Below are 26,609 nucleotides of genomic sequence, written 5' to 3'. Positions count from 1 at the left end.
CGATGCGCTTTACCGACAAATCGATTATCGTCACCGGCGCAGGTTCCGGCATAGGCCGCGCCGCCGCACTCCTGTTCGCAAGCGAAGGGGGCAAGGTCATCGTCGCCGACAAAACCGAGGGTGCGGACGAAACCGCGCATCTTATCGCGCAGGCCGGCGGCGCGGCGAAGGCGATCCGCATCGACGCCGGGCTCGAAGAGGACGTGATCCGCACGATCGCGCTCGCCTGCGACAGCTTCGGCGGGCTCGACGTGATGTTCGCCAACGCGGGGATCTCGGGCGGCATGGCGAACCTGTTCGACACCGACGTCGCGCTGATCACCGAGGTGTTGCGCGTCAACTTGATCGGCCCGTTCCTCGCGATCAAGCATGCCGCGCCGCGCATTGGCGAACGCGGGAAGGGCGCGATCGTCCTCACCGCCAGCGTCGCCGGTATTCGGTCGGGCGCCGGCTCGCCCGCCTATTCCGCGTCGAAAGCAGGCGTCATCAACCTCGCTGCCGTCTCCGCGCAACAACTCACCGGCTCGAACGTCCGCGTCAATGCGATCTGTCCCGGCCTGACCGAGACCGGCATGACGAAGCCCGTCTTCGACTACGCACGCGAGGCGAACAAGATGGATCGCGTCGGACGGCTCAACCCGCTCCACCGCGGCGCGCAGCCCGAGGAGCTCGCCAAGGTCGCGCTGTTCCTGGCCTCCGACGACGCCAGCTACGTCAACGGGCAGGCCATCGCGGTCGATGGCGGTCTCTCGTCGAGCCATCCCGTCACGCGGCAGGAATATGGCAAGACGGCCGCCTGACCCACCCGCCTGACCGATGATGCTGTCGGGTCGCGGCGTTTCGGCCGCTGGATACGCTTGCGCAACGACTTTTGCGGGACCATTTGCAACGCGCGGGCGTTGAGCGTCCGACCCCATAAAGGAGAACCCCCATGGCTTTCGAACTCCCACCGCTGCCGTATGCCTATGACGCGCTCGAGCCGGTGATCGACCAGGAAACGATGAAGTTTCATCACGACAAGCATCACGCGGCGTACACCGCGAAGCTGAACGAAGGCGTCGAGAAGGATTCCGCACTGGCGGGCAAGTCGATCGAGGACATCCTCGGCATGATCTCGTCGCAGCCGCCGCTGGTCCGCAACAATGGCGGCGGTTTCTGGAACCACGACTTCTTCTGGAAGACGATGGCAGCGAAGAACGGCCAGGCACCGTCGGGCAAGCTCGCCGAGGCGATCGATCGCGACTTCGGCAGCCTCGACAAGCTGAAGGAAGAGTTCAACACCAAGGGTGCAGGGCAGTTCGGCTCGGGCTGGGCGTGGCTGATCGCGGATGCGAGCGGCAAGCTGAAGGTGACGAGCACGCCGAATCAGGACAACCCGTTGATGGACGACGCGAAGGAGCCCGGCACGCCGCTGCTCGGTAACGACGTCTGGGAGCACGCGTACTACCTGACGTACAAGAACGATCGTCCGGGCTATCTGAAGGCTTGGTGGGACATCGTGAACTGGGACGTAGTCGGCGAGCGCTACACCAAGGTCGCTGGCTGACCTAAGTTCCTCTCCCGCTTTACGGGAGGGACTAGGGGAGGGCGCGACGTACGTACTGGCGTCCGGTCCGTTTGGTCAAGCCCTCCCCCGACCCCTCCCGTGAACGGGAGGGGAACAACTAAATTACCCTTCGGGCGGCAGGTCGGTGACGGCTTTGTCGCCCGTTTGCAATCCGTGCTTCAGCAGCATCGGGATGTTGGCGAACGCGAAGAGCAGCGTCAGCGGGATCGCGCCCCACAGCTTGAAGCCGACCCAGAAATCCCAGGTCGTGTTGCGCCAGACCGCCTCGTTCAGCACCGCCATGAATACGAAGAACACCGCCCAGTTGCGCGTCAGCTTGCGCCAGCCATCCGCGGACAGACCGGGGTAAGCGGTGGCGAGCAGCGACTGGAGCAGTGGGCGCCCGGTGACGAGCCCGAACGTCAGGATCGCCGCGAACATCGCGTAGATGATCGTGGGCTTCATCTGGATGAAGCGCTGGTCGTGAAAATAGATCGTCAGTCCACCGAACACGACGATCAGCGCACCCGACAGCCACAGCATCGGCGAGATATGCCCGGCCTTGACCTTCGACACGATCATCGCGGCGACCGTGGCGATGATGAACGCGGTGGTGGCGGCGACGACGCGGACGATCGGCAGGCCGGGGGTGAGGAAGTTCACCGCGAAGAAGACCGCGAGGGGGCCGTAGTCGACCGCCATGCGGAGGCCGGGGGATAGGGGGGGCTTGGTCACTGGAATATCCACGAAATACGGTAAGATGCCGTTCGTCCTGAGCGTAGTCGAAGGACATTGCCACAAGCTGACCAGTCCTTCGACTTCGCTCAGGACGAACGGGGGAAGGGAGGCGCGGCAAGCGTTACTTCCGGACGCTCTCCACCCCGGCGATGATCCGGCTGACCTCGTTCGCATCAAACGGGCGGAGGTCAGTCATACCCTCGCCGATGCCGATCGCATGGATCGGCAGGCCGTATTTCTCGGCCGCAGCAACCAGGACGCCGCCGCGCGCTGTGCCGTCGAGCTTGGTCATCACCAAGCCAGTAACCCCCGCAACCTCCTTGAAGACCTCGATCTGCTGCAGCGCATTCTGGCCGGTCGTCGCATCGAGCACCAGGACGATGTCGTGCGGGCTCTCTGGGTTGATCCGGCCGAGGACGCGGCGGATCTTGGCCAGTTCGTCCATCAGTTCGCGCTTGTTCTGGAGGCGGCCGGCGGTGTCGACGATCAGCACGTCGATGCCCGTCTCGCTCGCCTTCTTGACCGCATCCCACACCACGCCCGCCGCGTCGCCGCCCTCCGGGCCGGTCACGATCGGCACGCCGACGCGCTCGGCCCAGGTGCGGAGCTGGCCGATCGCGGCGGCGCGGAAGGTGTCGCCGGCGGCCAGCATCACGCCGTAATCCTGCTCCATCAGCAGGTGCGCGAGCTTGGCGATGGTGGTGGTCTTGCCCGATCCGTTGACGCCGATGACGAGGATCACCTGCGGGCGCGGGAAGGCGTCGATCTCGATCGGCTTGGCGACCGTGGCAAGCACCTTCTCGACCTCCTCCGCGACGATGACGCGGATGCCGAGTTCTTCCATGTTGCGCTCGAAGCTGCCTTCGGAGAGGCGGCGGCGGATGCGGCCGGCGGTCTCGGGGCCGAGATCGGAGGCGATCAGCGCTTCCTCGATGTCGTCGAGCGTCGAATCGTCGAGCCGCGCGCCGCCGAGGCCGGCGAGGTTGCCGACGAGCCGGTCGGAGGTGCGCTTGAAGCCGCCGATCAGCTTGTCGTGCCAGGTGGGGGTGGTGCTCATGATGGTTCTCGTGTTGCGCTGAGGCGGTCGGACGTGGCGCCGGTGATCGTGATGCGGACGATGTCGCCGGGTATGGCGGGTTCGTCCAGCAGGACTTCTGCAAAATTGCCGATATGGCCGCGGTCGCCGGGGCGTTCGACGAGCAGATCCTGCGACGTGCCGACCAGCGTTTGCAGCCAGTTCGCTCGCGATGTTTCGCCGGCCTCGCGCAGGAGGGCGGCGCGCTGGCGGCGGACTTGGGGTTCTACCTGCGGCATGCGCGCGGCGGGGGTGCCGGCGCGGGGCGAGTAGGGGAAGATGTGCGGGTGGACGATGTGGCAGTCGTCGATCAGCGCGCGCGTGTTGGCGAACATCGCCGCGTTCTCGGTCGGGAAGCCGGCGATCAGGTCCGCGCCGATCGCGATGTCGGGGCGGACGGTCTTGAGGCGATCGACCAGCGTGACGCTTTCAGCGCGTGAATGGCGTCGCTTCATGCGCTTAAGGATCATGTCGTCGCCGGCCTGCAATGACAGGTGTACGTGCGGCATGATCCGGCGCTCGGTCGTCAGCAGCGCGAAGAGACGGTCGTCGATCTCGATGCCGTCTAGTGATGACAAGCGCAGGCGTTCGAGCTTTGGCACGTGATGCAGGACGCGTTCGACGAGGTGGCCGAGCGTCGGCGCGCCGGGAAGGTCGGGGCCGTAGCTGGTGAGGTCGACGCCGGTGAGGACGATCTCGCGGTGGCCTGCGTCGACGAGACCGGCGATACGGTCGACGACCGCGCCCGCGGGGACCGAGCGGCTGGGACCGCGGCCGAACGGGATCGCGCAGAAGGTGCAACGGTGGTCGCAGCCGTTCTGGACTTCGACGAACGCGCGGGCGTGCGCGGAGAAGCTGGCGGCGAGGTGGGGCGCGGTCTCGCGGATCTGCATGATGTCGGAAACCACCACTGCGTCATCAGCCTTCCAAGCTGAATACGTCAGCTTGTCTGCATTGCCGATGACGCGGTCGACTTCGGGCATTGCCGAGAAGCTCGCAGGGTCGATCTGTGCGGCGCATCCGGTGACGACGATCTGCGCGTCCGGGCGATCGCGTTTGGCACGCCGGATCGCGACCCGCGTCGCCTTCACCGCAGCGTTGGTTACCGCGCAGCTGTTGACCACGACCATGTCCCGGCCGGCGACAAGAGCGCGGATGGTCTCGCTTTCGGCGATGTTGAGGCGGCAGCCGAGGCTGATGACCTCTGGCTGCGGGGCAGATGGCATAGGGCGCGATTTAGGAGGGGCGGGGGGGGAAGTCCACGGTTGGTGTTGCAGGTGAAGGGCGTCCGACGTCCTGTTCTACTGCGACCGCACGAGTCCAGGGTGCCATCTGCAGCACTGCTTGGTCCTGGGCTCCCGCTTTCGCGGGAGAACGGATTGGCGAGCGGCCTTCCTCTTAACACCACCCCGGCGGAGGCTGGGGCCCAATTGGGCGACGTTGCTAACGACGGATGGCGCCCAGTTACTGCGACCTTTCCAATTGGGCCCCGGCCTTCGGCGGGGTGGCATTTCGTTGGGTGGGGCAGGACAGGAACGGAGACGCGTGCTGCGGTTAGCCCGCCAGCCGAGGGGCAATGCCGCGCGGCGGTGGCACGCTCCGGTCGGGGCGCTGGGTCAGCAAGCGCTTCTCCGCCAGCAATCGCCTTACCTGCGCCGCGCCTAGCGGGCGCCCGTAGAGATATCCCTGGCCCTTCGCACACCCCATGCCGCGAAGACGCTCCTCGATCGCAGCGTCTTCGATCCCCTCGGCGGTCGTCGGAAGGTTCAGGCTGTCGCCCAGCCGCACGATCGTGTTCACGATCGCTATGCTCTCCGGATTGTCCAGGATCGACGAGACGAAGCTTTTGTCGATCTTGATCCGGTCGAACGGCAGCGCCCTGAGATGCGCCAAGCTCGAATAGCCGGTGCCGAAATCGTCGAGCGCGAGGCGGATGCCCTGGTTCTTGAGGCTGCCGACGATCGACTGCGCAAGGGGGAGGTTGTCGAACAGCGCGCTTTCAGTGATCTCGATCTCTAGCCGACTTGCGGGGAAGCCCGTCTCGACCAATGTCTTGATGATCTTCTGTGCGAGCCATGCGTCGCGCAACTGCAACGGCGAGACGTTGACCGACAGGGTGAGCCCGGCGTCCCAATCTCGCGCGGCGGCAAACGCTTGGCGCATGATCGACAGCGACAGTTCGCCGATCAGCCCGGTTTCCTCCGCGATCGGGATGAACACGTCGGGCGCGATCGTGCCGCGCGTTGGATGCTCCCAGCGCGCCAACACCTCGAAACCGGTGATGAGACCGGTGGTGAGGTCGACCTGCTGCTCGAAATACGGAACGACCTCCTGCGCCGGGATCGCACTGCGAAGACCCGCTTCGAGTTCGCCGCGCAGTTGCAGCGACCGCTCCATCGACGTGTCGAACCACGCATGGCGGCTGCGCCCGGCGGTCTTGGCGGCGTGGAGCGCGATGTCGGCGTTGCGCAACAAGGCGTCGACCGACGCACAGTCGCGATCGGACCGGGCGATTCCGACCGAGACGCTGGTGTGGATATCGACGCCGTTGGTGCGGAACGGCAATGCTAGGCCAGCGACCATGCGCTCGGCGATCCGGTCGGCTACGTTCTTGTGCGCGGCGTCGAAGACGAAGGTACACGCGAATTCGTCCGCCCCCAGTCGCGCGAGCAGGCTAACACCGGGGGCGATCGCCGTGATCGTTTCGGCGACATGACCGAGCAACAGGTCGCCGACCGTGTAACCGTGCAGGTCGTTGACGCTCTTGAAGTGATCGATGTCGATCGTCAGCATGGCCATCGCCTTGCCGCGGCGGCGGGCGCTGGCGAACAGTGCCGCGCCGTCCTCGGACAGGCTGCGGCGATTGAGAAAGCCAGTGAGCGGATCGCGTTGCGCAAGCGCGTGAGCTTGGCGCCCGGCGTCGGTCAGGTCGTTCAACTCTTCCGATAGGGCGCGGTACCGGAACCAGCCGAACAGGATCAGCGCCGCATTCAACAACAATGCCGCAAACAGCGCACGGTCGATCACCGCATCGCTGCCGTGCCAATGTGCCAGCGCCTTGACGATCGCGGTGCCGGCGGTGCCGACGAACAGAAGCAGTGCGGCGCCCGTGACGGCGCCGGTCATGAATTCCCGACTGATGTTGCGGAGCGAACGTGTCGCCGCCGACTTTACGGTCATGGGGTTGGCCTGTTCGGTCTCTTGCCTGGTCCGCGGTGTGGCATGCGACACGTGTAAGAGACGTTAAGGCGTCGTTAGCGCGAGGCGGAGCGTGGCGTAGGCGCGATTGGTTGCGCGGATATGGATGCCGTACGCGATCAGGATGCAAATTGTTCTCGCGCGAAGACGGGAGCCTAAACTCGATTTCCGTCCTCGCGGGAAAGCAGGGAAGTGTCGTCTTGTCGTCCACGCTGTGACTCATCTTGCGTCCCGAACCGCATTCCAGTAGGTAGCGCATCACGTTCCGTTACGGGGCGCATTGGACGAGCATCCAAGGATGCACGCTGGCCGGCGAGGTTTCGCCCGCCGGCGCTTTTGCGTTTGGTAGCGGTGTATGGGAGTATTTCGATGTTCGAAAGCCTGAGCGATCGACTTGGCGGCGTCTTCGACCGCCTTCGCGGCCGGGGTGCGCTGACCGAAGCGGACGTGCGCGCGGCGATGCGCGAGGTGCGTGTCGCGCTGCTCGAAGCCGACGTCGCGCTGCCCGTCGCACGCGAGTTCGTCGAGAAGGCGACTGAGAAGGCGATCGGCCAGAACGTCCTGCGTTCGGTCACGCCGGGGCAGCAGGTCGTCAAGATCGTCAGCGATGCGCTGGTCGAGATGCTGGGCTCGGACGCCGTCGAGCTCGAGCTGGGCGTCACGCCGCCGGCCGTGATCATGATGGTAGGCCTCCAGGGTTCGGGTAAGACCACCACCACCGCCAAGATCGCCAAGCGGCTGGCGGCGGGGCAGGCCAATTTCGGACAGGCCGGTCGCGAGCGCAAAAAGGTGTTGATGGCGTCGCTCGACGTCAATCGCCCGAACGCGCAGGAGCAGCTCGCAACGCTCGGCACGCAGATCGACGTTGCGACGCTGCCGATCGTGCATGGCCAGCAGCCGGTCGATATCGCCCGTCGCGCGATGCAGGCGGCCAAGCTCCAGGGCTATGACGTCCTGATGCTTGACACCGCGGGTCGACTCCATGTCGACCAGGCGCTGATGGACGAGATGAAGGCGGTTGCCGACGTCGCGAACCCGGCCGAGATCCTGCTCGTCGTCGACTCGCTGACCGGTCAGGATGCGGTCAACGTCGCGCAGAACTTCAGCGACCAGGTGCCGCTGACGGGTATCGTGCTGACCCGCATGGACGGCGATGCCCGCGGCGGTGCGGCGCTGTCGATGCGTGCGGTCACCGGCAAGCCGATCAAGTTCGCAGGGACTGGCGAGAAGCTCGATGCGCTCGAAGCGTTCCATCCCGAGCGCGTCGCTGGCCGCATCCTCGGCATGGGCGACGTCGTCAGCCTGGTCGAACGCGCCGCGGAGTCGATCCAGGCCGAAGACGCCGAGCGGATGGCCGCCAAGATGGCCAAGGGTCAGTTCGATATGAACGACCTGCGTGCCCAGCTGGCGCAGATGCAGCGGATGGGCGGGCTCGGCGCGCTGGCGGGAATGATCCCCGGCATGAAGAAGGCGCAGGGCGCGGTCGCGTCGGTCGGTGGCGAAAAGGTGCTGGTGCACATGGACGCGATGATCGGTTCGATGACGATCAAGGAGCGCAACAAGCCCGAACTGATCAACGCCAAGCGCAAGATCCGCATCGCCAAGGGCTCCGGGACGACCGTCCAGGAGGTCAACAAGCTGCTCAAGATGCATCTCGAAATGTCGACCGCCATGAAGAAGATCAAGAAGATGGGCGGCATGAAGGGCATGATGGCGATGCTCGGCAAGGGCGGTCTTGGCGGCGGTCTCGGCGGCATCGGCAATGCGATCGGCGGGCCGCAGATGGGCGACATGCTCAACAAGGCCGGCGCGGGTGGCCTGCCCGGCGGTGGCGGTGGTCTGCCGGGGCTTGGTGGCCCCAAGATGCCGCAGATGCCGGCCGGTTTCGATGATTTTCTGAAGAAGAAATAACCTCTTTATCCAACCACGACACCTCGGCGTTTGCTCGGGGATCTATCTAGAAAACGAAGGAAAATATCATGGCAATCAACATTCGCCTCGCGCGCGGTGGCTCCAAGAAGCGTCCTTACTACAAGATCGTCGTTGCCGATGCGCGTTCGCCGCGTGATGGCCGCTTCATCGAGAAGATCGGCAACTACAACCCGCTCCTCGCCAAGGACAACGAGCAGCGCGTGCAGCTCGACGCCGATCGCGCGAAGCATTGGCTGAGCGTCGGCGCACAGCCGACCGACCGCGTCGCGCGCTTCCTCGACCAGGCTGGCGTGCTCGAGCGTTCGGCCCGCAACAACCCGAACAAGGGCAAGCCCGGCGAGAAGGCCACCGAGCGCGCTGAAGAGCGTGCGACCAAGGCGGCTGAAGCTGCCGAGGCTGAAGCTGCTGCGAAGGCAGCACCTGCTGCCGAAGCAGAGGCTCCTGCCGAGACCGAAGAAGCCGCTTCGTAAGATAGCGCTTCTGGATTGGGGGCGGGGCGTGATCGCTCCTCCCCTTCTCCGTCATGCCGGGTTAGTTCTGGCATCCACCCGTCCGTGCATTCGAGAGAATGGGATACGCGGAACGGTGGACCCCGGATCAGGTCCGGGGTGACGACGGGCGGGAGGCAACCCCCGCTCCGACTACGGGTCGCCAACCGCACCCGATCGGCCGTTCGTGCGTTCCTTGTCGGTAACCCCGAACAGGAGCGCATGATGGCCCCCGAAACCGACCCCCGTACAGCCCCCGCACCCGAGGACATCGAAGATGCCACCAATCAAGGCGTCTCCGCCGACGACCCCGCCGAAGGCTCCGACGACACTCCCGGTCGCGATGAAGGCTCCGCGCAAGGCTGACGTGACGCTCGCCGTCGTCATCGGTGCGCATGGCATCGGTGGCGAAGTGCGGCTGAAGGTCTTTGCCGAGAATTTCGGGAGCTATAAGAGCTTCAACGACGGCGCGCTGTCGTTGAAGTCGGCGCGAAACGGCAACAACGGCATGATCGCGCGCTTCGCTGAGGTCGCCGATCGCAACGCTGCCGAGGCGATGCGCGGGACCGAACTGACGGTGCCGCGGTCCTCGTTGCCGCCGCTGGAAGACGGTGAGTATTATCACACGGATGTGATCGGGCTCGATGTTGTCTCGACCGATGGGGAGGCTATTGGGCGCGTTGTTGCGATCGATAATTTTGGTGCGGGCGACGTGATCGAGATCGAGCGGCCGCCCGTGGATGACAAGCCCGGCAAGCGGTTCATGATACCGATGCGGCCCGAGGCCGTTCCTGAGTGGAATGCCGACCGGCTCATTGTCGAGGCTTCGTTCGCGGCTGAGTGAGCCTTGTTCTCCCGAGTCGAGTAGCGATTACCGCCGGAGCGGCCGCTGCTCGGCGAGCATGTTTCGGATCGTCGTGGCGGCAACGCCGGCTTCGCCCATTGCGTGGCTGATCTGGTCGAGACCCTTCACGACGTCGCCAGCCGCGAACAGGCCGGGGATCGACGTACGCTGGTGCGAGTCGACCTCCAGGCACCCGTCCTCGGATGCGCGCGCGCCTGCTGCGACGGCCAGTTCCGAACGGATGACCGATCCGAGCGCCGGATAGATGCTGTCGAACGACAACCGCCCTTCGACCGTGTCGAGTGCGAGCTTGTCGTCCTCGATCGCGTAGTTGCCGCAGGGACCACCGACGCGGACGATCCCGGCTTCCTCTAGTGCCGTTTCGCATGTTGGATCGAGATCGTGGCTCCCCTCGGGCGCGATCAGCGTCACGTCCTTTGTGTAGCCGCGCAGGAACAGCGCCTCGCGCATGCCGTGGTCGCCGGTGCCGATGATACCGACGCGCTTGTCGGTGACTTCGTAGCCGTCGCAGATCGGGCAGTAGCGGAGCAACCCGGCCTCCAGCGCTTCGTCGTGGATGGCTTGGGGCATGTTCGGACGGTTGTTCACGACCCCGGTCGCGAGCAGTACGCTCCGGGCTCGCGCGCGGCGGTCGCCGAGCCGTACGGTGAAGCCGTCGTCTTCGACCTCGATCGCATCGACCCTCGCACCCTCGCGGACTGCACCATAGGTTTCCGCCTGTGCCAGCATTCGGGCTAGCAGGTCAGTTCCGCGGATACCGTCCGGATAGCCGGCATGGTTGTGCGTGCAGGGGATCAGCGCGGCGCGGCTGCTGCCGCAGTCGAACAGGCGGATCGAGAGGTGGAAGCGCGCGAGATAGATCGCTGCGGTCAGGCCCGCCGGGCCGGCGCCGATGATGATGCAATCGTCCATTCGCCGCGAGCGTTTCGCCAGCGTAATTGTTCCACTGCGCCGATCCGTATAGGTGCTGGGCGCATTCGGCGCCGCACGCTGGCGCAAACGCATAGAGAATTGGACGCTGTGACTTTCGCTGCCACGATATTGACGCTGTATCCGGAGATGTTTCCGGGGCCGCTGGGGACGTCGCTTGCGGGTCGGGCGCTGGGGGAGGGGCGGTGGTCCTGTTCGCCGGTGCAGATCCGGGATTTTGCGACGGACAAGCACAAGTCGGTGGACCACACGCCGGCGGGGGGCGGGGCCGGGATGGTGCTGCGGGCTGACGTGGTGGCCTCGGCGATCGACAGCGTGGCGGATGGGCGGCCGGTGCTGGCGATGACTCCTCGGGGGAAGCCGCTGACCCAGGAGCGGGTGCGGGAGCTCGCGCAGGGCCCTGGCGTCACCATTCTCTGTGGTCGGTTCGAGGGGTTCGACGAACGGCTGTTCGAGGCGCGGGAGATCGAGGAGGTCTCGATCGGCGACTACATCCTGTCGGGCGGCGAGATGGGGGCGCTGGTGCTGCTCGATGCTTGCATTCGGCTGCTGCCCGGCGTAATGGGCGCGGCTTCTAGTGGGGATGACGAGAGCTTCGAAACGGGGCTGCTCGAATATCCGCATTATACCCGACCTCAGGAATGGGAAGGGCGCACGATCCCGCAGGTGCTGCGATCGGGGGATCATGCGAAGATCGCTGCATGGCGCAAACGCCGCGCGGAGATCGATACACGGTCACGGCGACCGGACCTTTGGGAGCGCCATGAGGGCGTTCGGGTCCAGTCGCCCTCTGGCGCGCAGCGACACGAGGACGAGACATGAACCTGTTGCAGACGATCGAAGCCGAGAACATCGCGAAGTTCCTGGCCAACAAGACGATCCCCGATTTCCGCCCTGGCGATACGCTGAAGGTCGGCGTGAAGGTCGTCGAAGGCGAGCGCACGCGTATTCAGAACTACGAGGGCGTGTGCATCGCGCGCTCGAACAAGGGCATGGGCTCGAACTTCACCGTGCGTAAGATGAGCTTCGGCGAGGGCGTCGAGCGCGTCTTCCCGCTTTACTCGCCGAACGTCGATTCGATCGAAGTCGTCCGCAAGGGCGCCGTGCGTCGCGCCAAGCTGTATTACCTGCGTGGCCGCACCGGCAAGGCAGCGCGTATCGCCGAGCGTCGCGACATGCGCCCTGCCAAGGGCACCGCAGCAGCCGAGTAATCGGACTGCCGCCCGCTCTGGGCTAGAGTTGAAGAAGGGCGCGGGGGCAATGGTCCCCGCGCCCTTTTTCGTGGCCGGAACCCTGGTTCGCGTCGAGCGATCGGCGGAGGCGGCGTGATGCGGCTGCGTGGGGGCCGAGTCGTGCGGGGCTGGAGGCGCGCGGAAGTTCACGAAGTTCACGCTACGTCCCCGCTGCAATCCCCCCGCGCGTCTGTGTTTCGGATCGGGCGAGGGTGCGGTCCATACGGGGCAGGGGGCGGACATGCGGTGACGGTGCGCGTTATCCGGCGTGTAGGACAGCGTTTAGGGTTTCCGACCGTGGGGTCTGTACGGCCCGTTGTCGTTCGGGGCATGGGGCGGTTATCTGGTTATCTGGTTATCCGGATATCTCGTTGGATAGGGACGCGCGATCCTACGCGGGCCTACTTGCGCTTCCTTGTTCTCCCGCGAAGGCGGGAGCCCAGTCTGGGTCCCCGCCTTCGCGGGGAAACACGTCTTGCTGGCTAGATTGGGATGGCTGCCTGCTTGGGCTGTACGGACCTTGCCACGCTGAGCGCGCTCGCGTGGACATGCCCCACCCCGACCCTCCCCTGAAGGGGAGGGAGTTTTGGTTGTGCGCTGCCATCGGCATCATCGGCATCATCGGCATCATCGGCATCATCGCCATCATGCAACGCCTGCCCATCACGCAACGCGTCGTCATCCCCGCGCAGGCGGGGATCCATATCCTCGGGTGCCAGTGATCATGGTGCGAGGCCAGCCAGTATGGGTTCCCGCCTCCGCGGGAATGACGAGGCTTGTCGGGCGTGACGTAACCAACGCCGCCCGTCATCCTGACGAAAGTCAGGACCCAGAGGCAAGCAGCGCGGCGTTCGTGATTCTGGGTCCTGACTTTCGTCAGGATGTCGGTGTGGGTGGGGAGGCGTTCCGCTCGCAGTCGCGAACGCTGTCGTCTGAAGGGTGCCCATGGGGGCCCATGCCTCCGGTGGCCCGCAGGCGGCCGTGAGCCCGCCTCAAGCGCCCGTCAGGCGTCGCGCCACGTGCCGGGTGCCAGACCCGCCACGGTCCAGTCGCCGATGCTCCACCGGACCAGCCGCAGCGTGGGGTGGTCGATCGCGGCGGTCATGCGGCGGACTTGGCGGTTGCGGCCTTCGCGGATCGTTATCTTCAGCCAGCAATCGGGGATACTCGCGCGGACCCGGATCGGCGGCACGCGCGGACAGAGGTCGGGCGCGGCGATCCGCTCGACGTCGGCGCGGGCAGGGCCATCCTTCAGCAGGACGCCGCCCCGCAACCGATCGAGCGCGTCCTCGCCGGCATCGCCCTCGACCTGCACGAGATAGGTCTTGGCCAGCTTGAACTTCGGGTCCGCGATCCTCGCCTGGAGGCGGCCGTCGTCGGTCAGCAGCAACAGCCCTTCGCTATCGCGGTCGAGCCGCCCCGCCGGATAGACGCCCGGCACATCGACGAACTGCGACAGCGTCGCGCGCGGGGTCGGACTGTTCACGTCGGTGAACTGGCTGAGCACGTCGTACGGTTTGTTGAACAGGATTACGCGGGGCATGGCGGGCTTTAGAGGGATTATCGATCGGTTTCGATAGTGAACCGCCTCTGAAAGCCGCCATTTCAGTCAGTGGGCTTCTTGAGAAGGCAATGCTGATAGGAAAAATCAATACGGCTACCGTCCGTGCGGGTGATCCAGAAGCACCGCTCGTTAATATAATCTGGAGCGGGGCCGACGGATATATGGGCGATACCACTACCAACTTTTTCAACTTCCTCATCGTGACGGCGGAGTAAGGCCGTCAAATGCGATGTGTCCTCGTCGTCGATACGGTCGCCAACCGAATAGCCTTGCAGCATCTCACTAAAGAATTTTCGCGCGTCTCCTACTTTAGTAAATGTCTTGGTTTCTATAATAATTGGACGCGCCTTACCCATTATTTATCTCCAATAAACCCTGCAACATCTGAATAGTTGGGTAGCAATAATAGGCGTTCTATATGCGGAACAGCAGCCCGATCGCGTTCACCAAAGTAGGGCAGGGCGCGCTTTGCCATCCAAACCTCAACAAAGTGTCGTCTGAAATCTGCTAATAGTCTATTTGGGTAAGCTCGCGCATTAACAGCACGGCCATCCTCATATATGTGAATATACGTGGGCATCCCGTCGGGATCGTGACCGTTTTCACGCAGCCAGCCGGAAAACATGCGGCCTTCAGAGATGTCCGGAATCATGTTGTCTGGCAGCACGTACCCGAGGTGTTCCAGAGGTGCGATTAATGCGACGGTCATCTCATTAAGCATAGAGAAATGGCCGTTCGGAACATTGGTCATATTGGCCATGTAGCGGCGAAGATGGTACGGTAGATTGCCGCCGGGAACTTTCCCGGTCATCCAATCCATGATCCACTTGGTGACCTTCACGGCGAACTGCGGCGAAAGCCACTGAGCTAGATTTATGGCGACCTGTGGATGAACCCACGTACCTTGCAGCTTAGGATCGCCACCTCGGATCGACTGAACAAGTTCCGTTATCGGTATACCGATATCGTCCGACAGGGCCGACAGAAACGCCTTGGTTGGCCCGATATCATTGTAATGGCCCCACATCTTGCCCGCAGCTTTGCACATTGCGGTAGCGTTGATGTAGCCGTCCTTCATTCGCTGGTGAATAATTTCAGCTTCAAGCTGGTATTGGACGAGTGGTAACGCAATCTGAAACTCGGCCACAGTAGCTCCTCGATAAGCAATTCAGCTTATGCCTACTTGTTTTAAAGTCGAGGCGAACTTGCGCCGATTTGCCTACGATTTTAAAATTGTAAAGATTAGCCTGAAACCCATTCTTACGAGCGTGGCGGAGATCAATCCCTCGTGCCCCTGCCTCTGTCGGTTAGAATACGCTCGGCTGACGTATTAACGCGCATGGCTCTCTATACCTAGTCACGCATCACAATTTCACGATCAAATGGTGGCGAATACTAGGGTTTGCGTAAGGTGATATTCGTGAGGCCAGTGGCTCGGAGAGGGCCAGGAGTATGTACTTGGCGTGGCTGGTTGGCTGAGTTGCACGCTTCGCTGAATCAAAAAGGGCCGCGGTGTTTCCACCGCGGCCCGTTCTTTCAATCAATAATACCAACCCTTACTGGTCGAGGAAGCTCCGCATCTTCCGGCTACGCGACGGGTGCTTAAGCTTCCGCAGCGCCTTCGCCTCGATCTGGCGGATGCGCTCGCGGGTGACCGAGAACTGCTGGCCGACTTCCTCCAGCGTGTGATCGGTGTTCATGCCGATGCCGAAGCGCATGCGCAGCACGCGCTCTTCGCGCGGCGTCAGCGACGCCAGCACCCGCGTGACCGTCTCCTTCAAGTTCGCCTGGATCGCGGCGTCCACCGGGATGATGGCGTTCTTGTCCTCGATGAAGTCGCCGAGATGCGAATCCTCCTCGTCGCCGATCGGCGTTTCGAGGCTGATCGGCTCCTTGGCGATCTTCATCACCTTGCGCACCTTCTCGAGCGGCATGGAGAGGCGCTCGGCCATCTCCTCCGGGGTCGGTTCGCGGCCCTGCTCGTGGAGGAACTGGCGGCTGGTGCGGACCAGCTTGTTGATCGTCTCGATCATGTGGACCGGGATGCGGATGGTCCGCGCCTGGTCCGCGATCGAGCGGGTGATCGCCTGGCGGATCCACCACGTCGCATAGGTGCTGAACTTGTAGCCGCGGCGATACTCGAACTTGTCGACCGCTTTCATCAGGCCGATATTGCCCTCCTGGATGAGATCCAGGAACTGCAGGCCGCGGTTCGTGTATTTCTTGGCGATCGAGATCACCAGCCGCAGGTTCGCCTCGACCATCTCCTTCTTGGCGATGCGCGCCTCGCGCTCGCCCTTCTGGACCATGTTGACGATCCGGCGGAACTCGGTGAGCGCCATGCCGGTCTGCTGCGTGATGTCGGCGATCTCCGCACGGATGCGCTCGACCGCTTCGCCCTCGTTGGCGACGAACGCAGTCCACTTCTTGTCGACCTTGTTGACCGTCGTCAGCCAGTTCTCGTCGATCTCGTGACCGATATAGCGATCGAGGAAGTCCTTGCGCGGCACCTTGTGGCGCTCGGCGAGGCGCAGCATCTGGCCGCCCAGCGCGGTCAGGCGACGGTTATAGGCATAGAGCTGATCGACCAGATATTCGATCTTGGCGTTGTGGAACTGGACGCTCTCGACTTCGGCCGTGAGTTCCTCGCGCAGCTTCTGGTATTTGCGCTCGTCGGCAGCGGAGAAATCGCCGCCGATGCCCATCGCGTCGACGCGCGACTGCTGGATCTTGCTGAACTTCTTGTAGAGCGCGGTGATGCTGGCGAACCGCTCGAGCGCGATTGGTTTCAGCTGCTCTTCCATCTGCGCGAGGCTGAGGGTGTTGTCCTCCTCCTCGTCGTCCGATGCGCGCGGGGCACGACGCTCGCCGTCCTCGTCCTCGTCGGCGGACGGCTCTTCGGGCTCGGCCTCTTCCTTGAACGAGGGGCCGGCGTTCTTCTCGCTGATCTCGCCGTCGTCAGCTTCGCCGTCCTCGGCCATCGCTTCGGGGGCAGGGTCCTTAGACAGCATCGCGTCGAGATCCATGATCTCGCGTAGCTGCATCGTGCCCTCGTTCAGCGCGGTCGACCAGTCGATGATCGCGTTGAAGGTGATCGGCGATTCGCAGAGCCCGAGGATCATCGTGTCGCGACCCGCCTCGATACGCTTGGCGATCGCGATCTCGCCCTCGCGGCTGAGCAGCTCGACCGCGCCCATCTCGCGCAGGTACATGCGGACCGGATCGTCGGTGCGATCGATGGTCTCTTTCTTCTTCTCGATCGCGGGGCCTGTGTCGGCATCCGCGTCGGCGGCCTCCGGCTCGTCCTCGTCATCCTTGGCGGGCTCGGTCTCGCCGTCCTCGCCGGCTTCGTCGTTCTCGACGATGTTGATGCCCATCTCGCTCAGCGCGGCGCTGATGTCCTCGATCTGGTCGGACGACATCTCGCCCTGCGGCAGCGCTTCGTTGAGCTGCTCATAGGTGATGTACCCGCGCTTCTTGGCGCGCGCGATGACCTTCTTGATCGACGCATCGTTCATGTCGATCAGCGGCGCATCGCCGGTTTCGTTCGTCTCGGCGGGTTCCGCCATGTTCGCCTTAGCCATCAATCGCCCTCGGTACCCAACGCTCGGGCGTCTTCGTTCGACTGTACGAGATTTGCAAGTCGGACTTCCAACGCCTGTTTCTCTCTTACCATAGCCACTTGTCGTTCGAACGCATCTTCGGTGAAGTGCGTCTGCATCGCCGCGGTCGCCTGCTTGAGTGCCGCGTCTACCTCAGGGCGGGCGACCATGATCGCGATCGCCTCGTCGAGGTCGGCACGGACGCGGGCTGGATCGGCCGTGGTCTGCGTGAACGAATAGGGCATCGTATCGGCTCTCAACAGGTCACTCGCGACTGAATTGAAACCGGACCTCGCCAATATGGTGAGCAAGCGCCCGCTATCAAGCTTCTGGTCCTCAAGTGCAACATCTACGACCGCTTCGAACAATCGCCCAAGCGCGCCATCGATCATTTGCAGCGAGCCGAGCACCTCCATGTGGCGCGCGATCTCGACCGGGTGGCGGATCAGCCCGGCGAGCACCGCCTTGGCCAGGACGCGGTCGATGCCGGTGGCGAGGAAGGCCTTCGCGTCTTCGGTGACGGGCGCGGCGGGGGGCTTCCAGCCGCCTTTGGGGCGCTCGCCTCTGGGCACGAAGGGCGCGCGGACGGGTTTGAAATGTTCGTAGAAGCGGTTCTTGAACTCGGCGTGATATTGCTGCTTCACCGACGGGTCGGCGATGCCTTCCGCGAGTTCGTGGAGGCGGCGCTTGAGGCCGGCGCGCTGTTCGGGGGTGTCGAGCGCCTCGGCGGCGACTTCGGATGCCCAGAGCCGGTCGACGAGCTGTTCGGGGGTCTTGAGCAACGCCTCGAACGCACCGGGGCCGCCGGCGCGGACGAGGTCGTCGGGGTCCTGGCCTTGCGGGAGCGTGACGAAGGCGAGGCTGCGGCCGGGCGCGAGCAGCGGGAGCGCGCGGTGGGCGGCGCGGAGAGATGCCTTCTGGCCGGCGCCGTCGCCGTCGAAGCAGAGCAGGGGGACGTCGACCATCCGCCACAGCCGTTCGAGCTGCGCTTCGGTGAGCGCTGTGCCGAGCGGGGCGACCGCTTCGCCGAAGCCTGCCTGGGCGAGCGCGATGACGTCCATATAGCCTTCGACCACCAGCACGCGGCCGGACTTGCGCGAGGCTGGGGCGGCCTTGTCGAGATTGTAGAGCGTGCGGCCCTTGTCGAAGAGCGGGGTGTCGGGGGAGTTCAGGTACTTCGGCTCGCCGCCGTCGAGCACGCGCCCGCCGAACGCAATCGTGCGCCCGCGGGGGTCGCGGATCGGGATCATCAGGCGGCCGCGGAACCGGTCGTACGGGTCCTTGCCCTCGACATTGATAAGCATGCCGGACTCGACCAGCATCGGGTCGCCGTAGTCCTTCAGCGCGGTTTTGAGCTTGCCGCGTGAGTCCGGCGCGAACCCCATGCCGAACGCGCGTGCCGTCTCGGGCCTGATCCCGCGGCGGTCGAGGAGCGCGCGCGCGTCGGTGCCGGGGAGGCCGTTGAGCTGCTCGGTGAACCAGTCGGCGGCGTCGGACATGACCTCGTGCAGGCCCTTGGCGCGCTCGGCCTTGGCGGCGGACTGGCGGTCCATCGCGGGCATGTCCATCCCGGCGGCCTGCGCGAGTTCCTTCACCGCGTCCATGAAGGGGAGGCCGCGCTGGTCGGTCATCCACTTGATGGCGTCGCCGTGGGCGGAGCAGCCGAAGCAGTGGTAGAAGCCCTTGTCGTCGTTGACGTAGAACGAGGGCGTCTTCTCGTTGTGGAACGGGCAGCAGCCCTTGTGCTCGCGGCCGGCCTTGGTGAGCTTGGTGGTCTTGCCGACGAGCGCCGAGAGCGAGGTGCGGGCGCGGAGTTCGTCGAGGAATTGTGGGGTTAGCGCCATTAGATCGCCCCGCCCACAACAGAGCCCCCCCGCCCGCTTGCGGGAGGGGGCTGGGGGGTGGGCACGCGCTCGGTTCCGCTCGCAGCGTTCAGAATGGTCTCCAATACGCCGGCCATGTTCGAGGTCAGATCGTTGTTCCAGAAGCGAACGACGCGGTAGCCAGCCGCTTCGAGCTGCTTCGTGCGGGCGTCGTCATGAGGTTGGCCTTCGACATGCTGGCTGCCGTCGAGCTCGACGATCAGCTTGTGCGAGCGGCATACGAAGTCCGCGAAGAACCCCGCGATCGGCATCTGGCGGCTGAACTTTAAATCCTGCAACCTTGAGCCCTTCAGCTGCCGCCACAGCATCTGCTCGGCGTTCGTCGCGTCGTTGCGAAGGTCTCGCGCCCTCTCGGTCGGTCGGTCCAGACGATGGCGCGGGCCCACCCCTCGGTCCCCTCCCGCTTGCGGGAGGGGAGGAAGTGAAGGCTCGCCTTTATCCATTTACGACAGCGCCGCCTTTACCAGGCCGCTTGCCTTGCTCATGTCCAGTTCGCTTGCGTGGCGCGCCTTCAGCTCGGCCATCACGCGGCCCATGTCCTTCATGCCGGTCGCGCCGAGCTCTGCCTTGATTGCCTCGATCGCCGCCGACGTTTCCGCCTCGCTCATCTGCTGCGGCAGGAAGCGTTCGATCACCGCGACCTCGGCCGTCTCCGCATCGGCGAGCTCCTGGCGGCCGCCTTTCGAGAACATCTCGATCGACTCGCGGCGCTGCTTGACCATCTTCTGGAGCACCTCGACCACCAGCGCGTCGTCGCTCTCGGGGGCTTTCCCAGTCCGCGCCTCGATGTCGCGGTTCTTGATCGCGGCCTGGATCAACGAGATAGCGTTGCGGCTCGTCTTGTCGCCGGCCTTCATGGCGGTCAGCTGCGCAGCCTTGATGTCGTCGCGAATCATGTACTGGTCTTTCAGGCGGTTCGGGATAGCCCGACGGGATAGCGCGTCCGCCGCCCGTTTAACAGATTGACGCTGCGGCACGCCGGCCTTAGCGGACACCACTTAGCGACATCGTCAACGTAAAGAGAGTGCCCAGCCTGATGGCCGACGCCCAGCCTATAGCCATGCCTGCCGGTGCAACAGGCGTCCTGGTCCTCGCCAATGGCGACGTGATCTGGGGTCGCGGGTTCGGCGCAGAGGGCAGTGCGGTCGGCGAAGTGTGCTTCCACACCGCGATGACCGGCTATCAGGAGGTGCTGACCGACCCGTCGTTCGCCGGGCAGATGATCTGCTTCACCTTCCCGCACATCGGCAACGTCGGCGCGAACCCCGACGACGTCGAGGCGGACGACCCGCACGCGCTCGGCATCATCGTCCGCGAGGACGTGACGCAGCCGTCGAGCTTCCGCGCGGTCGAGGGGCTGGATGGCTGGATGAAGCGGCATGCGCGGATCGGCCTTTCGGGGGTGGACACACGTGCGCTGACGCGGCGGATCCGGGTGGCGGGCGCGCCTAATGGCGTGATCGCGCATTCGGCGAGTGGCGAGTTCGACGTGGCGGCGCTGCTGGCGATGGCGCGGGCGTGGCCGGGGCTGGAGGGCATGGACCTCGCCAAGGACGTGTCGACCGAGATGCATTATGGCTGGGGTGAGGATGCGCCTGGCGGTGTCTGGAAGCTGGGCTTCGGCTATTCTTCTTCCCCCCTCCCGCAAGCGGGAGGGGCCGGGGGTGGGCTCCCGGCTTCCTTGACAGGCAACGGTGCAGTCGAGCACTCCTCGACCGTCCCCCCAACAGGTGAGCGCGGGCCCACCCCTCAATCCCCTCCCGCAAGCGGGAGGGGAGGCCAGAAGCCCCACGTCGTCGCGATCGATTATGGCTCGAAGCGTAACATCTTCCGCAACCTCGTCGAGGCAGGCGCGAAGGTCTCGGTCGTCAGCGCGACCGCCAGCTTCGACGACGTGATGGCGCTCGCCCCCGACGGCATCTTCCTGTCGAACGGCCCCGGCGATCCCGCCGCGACCGCCGACTACGCCGTCCCGGTGATCCGCCAGCTGCTGGAGACGGGCAAGCCGCTGTTCGGCATCTGTCTCGGCCACCAGTTGCTCGGCCTCGCGGTCGGCGCGACCACGACCAAGATGTTCCAGGGCCACCGCGGCGCCAACCACCCGGTCAAGCGCCTCTCCGACGGCGCGGTCGAGATCACCAGCATGAACCACGGCTTCGCAGTCGAGCGCGACAGCCTGCCGGCGAATGTCCGCGAGACGCATGTATCGCTGTTCGATGGGTCGAACGCGGGGCTGGAGCTGACCGACAGGCCGGCGTTCTCGGTGCAATATCACCCGGAAGCGAGCCCGGGGCCGCAGGACAGCTTGTACCTGTTTGAGCGGTTTGTAGGATCTTTGCGGTGACTATTCTCGTCGGAGGCTACACTTCCTTCGAGGAGCACCTTCTAGTTGCGATTTACTACACCTCGAACATACTAGCTAAGGACGAAGTTAGTTTCGCAGAGGCAAAAAGCCTTTACGCGCTCGACGACAACACAAGATGGTTAAACCGTGCGATGATGCACTTTGTTGACGTCAAGTGGGCAGAGGGGCCTCTGCTTCTAGGGGAGGTCGAGAACCAACCGATCGAGCTTACCGCGGCAGGTCTCAGGCAGGCGGAGGAGTTAATCGCTGCCGATAAGATTGTGTTGGAACGGATCAGCTTTGATCCCTTGGGCGGAATAAAAATTCCCGCTTCAGATCGGATCGTGTCGTTAAATCACAACCAGTTGGCGGCAGTTGTTCAGCCGATCGATGATTTGGTCGGCGCTCTAGACGCCGACAACGGTGATCCTGACCAGCCGGGCTTAAGAGAGCAGATTTTAGGTGAGGTTAGGGCCGGGCGTGAATTGATCAGGGCCGGAACCTTTCGTTCTTTTCTTTTATACGAAACGCTCGTTCGCGCCCTTGGCGAATTGATCAAGCGTTACTCGAACCCAACCATAGTCGCTTTGGCTAACGCGCTTCTTGGAGCGTTGGTCAGCGAAATTCTACAGGCGAAATAATGCCAAAACGCACCGACATCTCCTCGATCCTCGTCATCGGCGCAGGACCCATCGTCATCGGCCAGGCGTGCGAGTTCGATTATTCGGGCACGCAGGCGATCAAGGCGTTGAAGGAGGAGGGCTATCGTATCGTCCTCGTCAATTCGAACCCCGCCACGATCATGACCGATCCCGAGCTGGCCGACGCGACCTATGTCGAGCCGATCACGCCCGCGATCGTCGCCAAGATCATCGAGAAGGAGCGCCCGGACGCGATCCTCCCGACGATGGGCGGACAGACCGCGCTCAACACCGCGTTGGCGCTGTTCCATGACGGTACGCTCGAGAAGTTCGGCGTGACGATGATCGGGGCGGATGCCGATGCGATCGACATGGCGGAGGACCGGCTGAAGTTCCGCGATGCGATGGACCGGATCGGGCTGGAAAGCGCGCGCTCGGCGATCGCACATACTGTCGAGGAAGCGCTCGAAGGGCTTGAGAAGACGGGGCTTCCGTCGATCATTCGGCCGAGCTTCACGATGGGCGGCTCGGGCGGCGGCATCGCGTATAATCGCGAGGAATTCATCGCGATCGTTCGCAACGGGCTCGACCTGTCGCCGACCACCGAGGTTCTGATCGAGGAATCGCTGCTCGGCTGGAAAGAATACGAGATGGAGGTGGTGCGCGATCGCAACGACAACGCGATCATCATCTGCTCGATCGAGAACGTCGATCCGATGGGCGTCCACACCGGCGACTCGATCACGGTCGCGCCGGCGCTGACGCTGACCGACAAGGAATACCAGATCATGCGCAACGCATCGATCGCGGTGTTGCGCGAAATCGGTGTCGAAACAGGGGGTTCGAACGTTCAGTTCGCGGTCAATCCGAAGGACGGCCGGCTGGTCGTCATCGAGATGAACCCGCGTGTTTCGCGCTCGTCGGCGCTGGCGTCGAAGGCGACCGGCTTCCCGATCGCGAAGGTCGCGGCGAAGCTGGCGGTCGGCTACACGCTCGACGAGATCGAGAACGACATTACCGGCGCCACGCCTGCCGCGTTCGAGCCGACGATCGATTACGTCGTGACGAAGATCCCGCGGTTCGCGTTCGAGAAATTCAAGGGCGCGTCGAACACGCTCGGCACCGCGATGAAGTCGGTCGGCGAGGTGATGGCGATCGGTCGCAACATCCACGAATCGATGCAGAAGGCATTGCGCGGGCTCGAGACGGGCTTGTCGGGGTTCAACCAGGTCGATCATCTGGTCGGCGCGCCGCGTGCGGAAATCGAGGCGGCGCTGGCCGTCGCGACTCCGGACCGGTTGCTGGTGGCGGCGCAGGCGTTGCGCGAGGGCTTCACGGTCGCCGAGGTGCATGCGATCGCCAAGTACGATCCGTGGTTCCTGGAGCGGATCGCCGAGATCATCGCGGCCGAGGCCGAGGTGATGAAGGACGGCTTGCCGATCGACGCGCCCGGTATGCGCCGCCTGAAGAGCATGGGGTTCAGCGACAAGCGGCTTGCGTGGCTGGCGCTGCAATCCGCCAATCTGCGCGGCATGAACCGCGGGATCGCGCGCGGCTCGGGGCTGATCCACGAGGTCGTCAAGGCGATGACCGGCGGCGTGACCGAGGAGGAGGTGCGCCAGCATCGCCTGAAGCTCGGCGTGCGGCCGGTGTTCAAGCGGATCGATACGTGCGCGGCCGAATTCGATGCGAAGACGCCGTATATGTACTCGACCTACGAGGCGCCGAGCTTCGGCGAGCCCGAGAACGAGTCCGAGCCTACCGATCGGAAGAAGATCGTCATTCTCGGCGGCGGGCCGAACCGGATCGGGCAGGGAATCGAGTTCGATTATTGCTGCTGCCATGCGTGCTTCGCGCTGGCGGATGCTGGCTATGAGACGATCATGGTCAACTGCAACCCGGAGACGGTGTCGACCGATTACGACACGTCGGACCGGCTCTATTTCGAGCCGCTGACCGCCGAGGACGTGCTGGAGATCCTGCACGTCGAGCAGCAGAACGGGACGCTGGTGGGCGTGATCGTGCAGTTCGGCGGGCAGACGCCGCTGAACCTCGCGCGGGCGCTCGAGGCTGCGGGCATTCCGATCCTGGGGACGACGCCGGACGCGATCGATCTGGCGGAGGACCGTGAGCGGTTCGCGGCGCTGATCACCAAGCTCGGGTTGCTTCAGCCGGCCAATGGCCTGGCGCGGAGCCGGGACGAGGCGGTCGCGGCGGCGGAGCGGATCGGCTATCCGGTGCTGATGCGGCCTTCGTATGTGTTGGGCGGACGGGCGATGGAGATCGTCGATACGATCGGGCAGCTCGAGCATTACATCGCGACCGCGGTGCAGGTGTCGGGCGACTCGCCGGTGCTGATCGACCAGTACCTCCGCGATGCGATCGAGGTCGATGTCGATGCGATCTGCGACGGCACCGATGTCGTCGTCGCGGGCGTGTTGCAGCATATCGAGGAGGCGGGCGTTCATTCGGGCGACTCGGCGTGCTCGATCCCGCCATATTCGCTGTCGGCGGAGATCATCGCCGAGATCGAGCGGCAGACGGTGGCGCTCGCGCATGCCTTGTCGGTGGTCGGGCTGATGAACATCCAGTTCGCGGTGAAGGATGGGCTGGTCTACCTCATCGAGGTCAACCCGCGCGCGTCGCGCACCGTGCCGTTCGTCGCCAAGGCGATCGGGGCGCCGATCGCCAAGATCGCCGCGCGCGTCATGGCGGGTGAGAAGCTCGTGAATTTGCCGAAGATCGACCGGCATATCGACTATTATGCGGTGAAGGAGGCGGTGTTCCCCTTCAACAAGTTCCCCGGCGTCGATCCGGTGCTGTCACCGGAAATGAAGTCGACCGGCGAAGTCATGGGAATCGATCCCGATTTCACGATCGCGTTTGCGAAAGCTCAGCTCGGCGCGGGGACGATCCTCCCGACCAAGGGCAATGTCTTCGTCAGCGTGAAGGACGGCGACAAGGCGATGATCGTCGAGGCGGTGAAGGCGCTGGTCGACACCGGCTTCTCGATCGTCGCGACCGGCGGGACCGCGGATCATCTGGCGCGCGCAGGTTTGCCGGTCGAGAAGGTCAACAAGGTGGCTCAAGGTCGGCCGCATATCGTCGACCGGATCAAGGACGGCGATATCGCGCTGATCTTCAACACTACCGAGGGGTGGCAGAGCCTGAAGGACTCGCAGCCGATCCGGGCTTCGGCGCTGGGACAACGGATTCCGTACTTCACGACCGCGCCGGCTTCGCTCGAAGCGGCGAAGGCGATCGCCAAGCTTTCGACGCACAGCCTTGAAGTACGGCCGCTGCAATCCTATTATTCGCAGTCGCACGACTGATCCCGACATGAGAATGATGTGTGGGCGGGGCTGGTACAGGGCCCCGCGCGGGGAAATGGATTTGGGGACGAGATGATGGCGACCGTCGAAAAGATGCCGATGCTGCAGGAAGGCTATGAGACGCTGAGCGCGGATCTGAAGCGCCTGAAAGCCGAACGTCCGACGATTGTCGACGCGATCGAAGAGGCGCGCGCACACGGCGACCTGAGCGAGAACGCGGAATATCATGCCGCGAAGGAGCGTCAGGGCCAGGTCGAGGCATCGATCTCGGACATCGAGGACAAGCTGTCGCGGGCGCAGATCATCGATCCGAAGGACCTGTCGGGCGACAAGGTCGTGTTCGGCGCGACGGTGACGTTGCTCGACGAGAACGACAAGCCGGTGAAGTATCAGATCGTCGGCCAGACCGAGGCTAACGCGAAGACGGGGCGGATCTCGTACAACTCGCCGCTGGGTCGTGGGCTGATCGGGCGAAAGCTCGACGAAGAGGTCGAGGTCACGGTGCCGGCCGGCGAGCGCTATTACGTCGTCTCCAAGATCGAGTTCATCTGAGCCTCATGCAATTCTTCGAGACGCGGGCGACGGCGATCATCACGATCGTGACGGTCATCGTCTCGGGATTCCTGGTGCTAAGCGGGTCGCTTGGGTACTGGGCGGTGAACGCCGGGTTCATTCCGTTGCGGATGACCGACCTCGGTATTCCGAGCGAGCATATGTTCGTCGTGCCGTCCTGGGCGACGCCGCTGACTGCGACGTTGATCCATGGCGGATGGGCGCATATCGCGCTGAACCTCGTGATGCTGGTGTATTGCGGGCAGTTCGTCGAGAAGGCGCTGGGGACGGTCGGGTTGGTCGTGCTGTACGTGCTCGGCGCGTATGCGGCGGCGGCGGGGCATTGGGCGTTTGGGCCTGACTCCACCGCGCCGATGATTGGCGCGAGCGGTGCGATTTCGGCGGTCGTTGGGGCTTATGCGCTTTTGTATGGCGAGCGGCGGGCACAGGCGATCGGGCCGGTGCCGGCTGGGGTGGTGCATGTCGTGTGGCTGGCCGCGGCTTGGATCGGGATCCAGTTGCTGATGGGGCTCGCCGGGTTTGGGGCTTCGGTTGGGGCTAGCGGGCCTATTGCTATTGGCGCGCATATCGGTGGGTTCCTGGCGGGGCTGGTGCTGGCTCGGCCTTTGTTGCTTTGGCATTACCGGGCGGCTTGAGTCTGCCGGCTGCTAACTACCGCCACTTGAT

25 protein-coding genes are annotated in these 26,609 nt (G+C 64.2%); 13 read left to right on the top strand and 12 right to left on the bottom strand.

Annotated features, from left to right (window positions below; all coding sequences use genetic code 11):
* The first annotated feature begins 2 nt into the window (after positions 1-2).
* Positions 3-800, top strand: coding sequence for an SDR family NAD(P)-dependent oxidoreductase (locus tag BM244_RS13415; protein WP_093399408.1), 798 nt, complete (start codon positions 3-5; stop codon positions 798-800).
* Between the two features lie 131 nt (positions 801-931).
* Positions 932-1,546, top strand: a complete 615-nt coding sequence (locus BM244_RS13410) for a superoxide dismutase (RefSeq protein ID WP_093399407.1) — start codon at positions 932-934, stop codon at positions 1,544-1,546.
* Between the two features lie 123 nt (positions 1,547-1,669).
* On the opposite strand, the gene BM244_RS13405 is transcribed toward BM244_RS13410, so the two are convergent.
* From BM244_RS13405 to BM244_RS13390, 4 genes are all read right to left on the bottom strand, one after another.
* The gene (locus BM244_RS13405; protein WP_302847281.1) at positions 1,670-2,281 is read right to left on the bottom strand and encodes a septation protein A; all 612 of its coding nucleotides are present in this window, start codon (positions 2,279-2,281) and stop codon (positions 1,670-1,672) included.
* Positions 2,282-2,405: 124 nt separating this feature from the next.
* On the bottom strand, positions 2,406-3,341 hold the full coding sequence (ftsY, locus tag BM244_RS13400) for a signal recognition particle-docking protein FtsY (RefSeq protein ID WP_093399405.1): 936 nt from the start codon (positions 3,339-3,341) through the stop codon (positions 2,406-2,408).
* Complete coding sequence (gene mtaB, locus BM244_RS13395) at positions 3,338-4,585, bottom strand: tRNA (N(6)-L-threonylcarbamoyladenosine(37)-C(2))-methylthiotransferase MtaB (RefSeq protein WP_093399404.1); 1,248 nt, start codon at positions 4,583-4,585, stop codon at positions 3,338-3,340. Before mtaB ends, ftsY begins: the two co-directional genes overlap by 4 nt.
* A 328-nt stretch (positions 4,586-4,913) precedes the next feature.
* Positions 4,914-6,539: a putative bifunctional diguanylate cyclase/phosphodiesterase gene (locus BM244_RS13390; protein ID WP_093399403.1), complete on the bottom strand. Its 1,626-nt coding sequence runs from the start codon at positions 6,537-6,539 to the stop codon at positions 4,914-4,916.
* Between the two features lie 387 nt (positions 6,540-6,926).
* Here BM244_RS13390 and ffh point away from each other — a divergent pair, with 387 nt between their 5' ends.
* From ffh to rimM, 3 genes are all read left to right on the top strand, one after another.
* Complete coding sequence (ffh, locus tag BM244_RS13385) at positions 6,927-8,468, top strand: signal recognition particle protein (protein ID WP_093399402.1); 1,542 nt, start codon at positions 6,927-6,929, stop codon at positions 8,466-8,468.
* A 68-nt stretch (positions 8,469-8,536) separates the two neighbouring features.
* Positions 8,537-8,959: a 30S ribosomal protein S16 gene (gene rpsP, locus BM244_RS13380; protein WP_093399401.1), complete on the top strand. Its 423-nt coding sequence runs from the start codon at positions 8,537-8,539 to the stop codon at positions 8,957-8,959.
* Between the two features lie 361 nt (positions 8,960-9,320).
* Positions 9,321-9,821, top strand: a complete 501-nt coding sequence (gene rimM, locus BM244_RS13375; RefSeq protein ID WP_093399400.1) for a ribosome maturation factor RimM — start codon at positions 9,321-9,323, stop codon at positions 9,819-9,821.
* A gap of 27 nt (positions 9,822-9,848) precedes the next feature.
* On the opposite strand, the gene BM244_RS13370 is transcribed toward rimM, so the two are convergent.
* Positions 9,849-10,754, bottom strand: coding sequence for an NAD(P)/FAD-dependent oxidoreductase (locus BM244_RS13370; protein ID WP_093399399.1), 906 nt, complete (start codon positions 10,752-10,754; stop codon positions 9,849-9,851).
* A gap of 108 nt (positions 10,755-10,862) precedes the next feature.
* On the opposite strand from BM244_RS13370, the gene trmD reads away from it, so the two are divergent.
* The 3 genes from trmD to BM244_RS23800 all read left to right on the top strand — a co-directional run bounded on the left by trmD (position 10,863) and on the right by BM244_RS23800 (position 12,726).
* A complete protein-coding gene (gene trmD, locus BM244_RS13365) occupies positions 10,863-11,594 on the top strand; it encodes a tRNA (guanosine(37)-N1)-methyltransferase TrmD (protein WP_093399579.1) in 732 nt (243 codons plus the stop codon).
* Positions 11,591-11,983, top strand: a complete 393-nt coding sequence (gene rplS / locus BM244_RS13360) for a 50S ribosomal protein L19 (protein WP_031395442.1) — start codon at positions 11,591-11,593, stop codon at positions 11,981-11,983. Before trmD ends, rplS begins: the two co-directional genes overlap by 4 nt.
* Positions 11,984-12,594: 611 nt before the next feature.
* On the top strand, positions 12,595-12,726 hold the full coding sequence (locus tag BM244_RS23800) for a hypothetical protein (RefSeq protein WP_302847280.1): 132 nt from the start codon (positions 12,595-12,597) through the stop codon (positions 12,724-12,726).
* A gap of 281 nt (positions 12,727-13,007) precedes the next feature.
* On the opposite strand, the gene BM244_RS13355 is transcribed toward BM244_RS23800, so the two are convergent.
* From BM244_RS13355 to BM244_RS13325, 7 genes are all read right to left on the bottom strand, one after another.
* Positions 13,008-13,547, bottom strand: coding sequence for a pseudouridine synthase (locus tag BM244_RS13355; protein WP_093399398.1), 540 nt, complete (start codon positions 13,545-13,547; stop codon positions 13,008-13,010).
* 62 nt (positions 13,548-13,609) lie between these two features.
* The gene (locus tag BM244_RS13350) at positions 13,610-13,924 is read right to left on the bottom strand and encodes a DCL family protein (RefSeq protein ID WP_093399397.1); all 315 of its coding nucleotides are present in this window, start codon (positions 13,922-13,924) and stop codon (positions 13,610-13,612) included.
* Complete coding sequence (locus tag BM244_RS13345; protein ID WP_093399396.1) at positions 13,924-14,715, bottom strand: KilA-N domain-containing protein; 792 nt, start codon at positions 14,713-14,715, stop codon at positions 13,924-13,926. Before BM244_RS13345 ends, BM244_RS13350 begins: the two co-directional genes overlap by 1 nt.
* A 409-nt stretch (positions 14,716-15,124) precedes the next feature.
* Complete coding sequence (rpoD, locus tag BM244_RS13340) at positions 15,125-17,152, bottom strand: RNA polymerase sigma factor RpoD (protein WP_056051057.1); 2,028 nt, start codon at positions 17,150-17,152, stop codon at positions 15,125-15,127.
* Positions 17,152-19,014 carry a DNA primase gene (gene dnaG, locus BM244_RS13335; protein ID WP_093399395.1) on the bottom strand — a complete coding sequence of 621 codons (1,863 nt, stop codon included), beginning with the start codon at positions 19,012-19,014 and terminating at the stop codon, positions 17,152-17,154. Before dnaG ends, rpoD begins: the two co-directional genes overlap by 1 nt.
* Positions 19,014-19,496, bottom strand: coding sequence for an endonuclease domain-containing protein (locus BM244_RS13330; RefSeq protein WP_093399394.1), 483 nt, complete (start codon positions 19,494-19,496; stop codon positions 19,014-19,016). The genes dnaG and BM244_RS13330 overlap by 1 nt, the downstream gene beginning before the upstream one ends.
* Positions 19,497-19,949 (bottom strand): GatB/YqeY domain-containing protein, encoded by a 453-nt coding sequence (locus BM244_RS13325; protein ID WP_093399393.1) that lies wholly within the window; start codon positions 19,947-19,949, stop codon positions 19,497-19,499.
* Between the two features lie 140 nt (positions 19,950-20,089).
* On the opposite strand from BM244_RS13325, the gene BM244_RS13320 reads away from it, so the two are divergent.
* The 5 genes from BM244_RS13320 to BM244_RS13300 all read left to right on the top strand — a co-directional run bounded on the left by BM244_RS13320 (position 20,090) and on the right by BM244_RS13300 (position 26,578).
* Positions 20,090-21,397: a carbamoyl phosphate synthase small subunit gene (locus BM244_RS13320; protein WP_093399392.1), complete on the top strand. Its 1,308-nt coding sequence runs from the start codon at positions 20,090-20,092 to the stop codon at positions 21,395-21,397.
* Positions 21,394-22,038, top strand: coding sequence for a hypothetical protein (locus BM244_RS13315; protein WP_093399391.1), 645 nt, complete (start codon positions 21,394-21,396; stop codon positions 22,036-22,038). The genes BM244_RS13320 and BM244_RS13315 overlap by 4 nt, the downstream gene beginning before the upstream one ends.
* Positions 22,038-25,370, top strand: coding sequence for a carbamoyl-phosphate synthase large subunit (carB, locus tag BM244_RS13310; RefSeq protein ID WP_093399390.1), 3,333 nt, complete (start codon positions 22,038-22,040; stop codon positions 25,368-25,370). Before BM244_RS13315 ends, carB begins: the two co-directional genes overlap by 1 nt.
* Before the next feature lie 75 nt (positions 25,371-25,445).
* Positions 25,446-25,922 carry a transcription elongation factor GreA gene (greA, locus tag BM244_RS13305; protein ID WP_056052861.1) on the top strand — a complete coding sequence of 159 codons (477 nt, stop codon included), beginning with the start codon at positions 25,446-25,448 and terminating at the stop codon, positions 25,920-25,922.
* A 5-nt stretch (positions 25,923-25,927) separates the two neighbouring features.
* On the top strand, positions 25,928-26,578 hold the full coding sequence (locus BM244_RS13300; RefSeq protein ID WP_093399389.1) for a rhomboid family intramembrane serine protease: 651 nt from the start codon (positions 25,928-25,930) through the stop codon (positions 26,576-26,578).
* Positions 26,579-26,609: the final 31 nt, after the last annotated feature.

It is taken from the genome of Sphingomonas sp. OK281 (genome assembly GCF_900115295.1).
Classification (GTDB): domain Bacteria; phylum Pseudomonadota; class Alphaproteobacteria; order Sphingomonadales; family Sphingomonadaceae; genus Sphingomonas.
The sequence above is the reverse complement of the archived record's forward strand: the minus strand, read 5'-3'. Positions and strand labels throughout refer to the sequence as shown.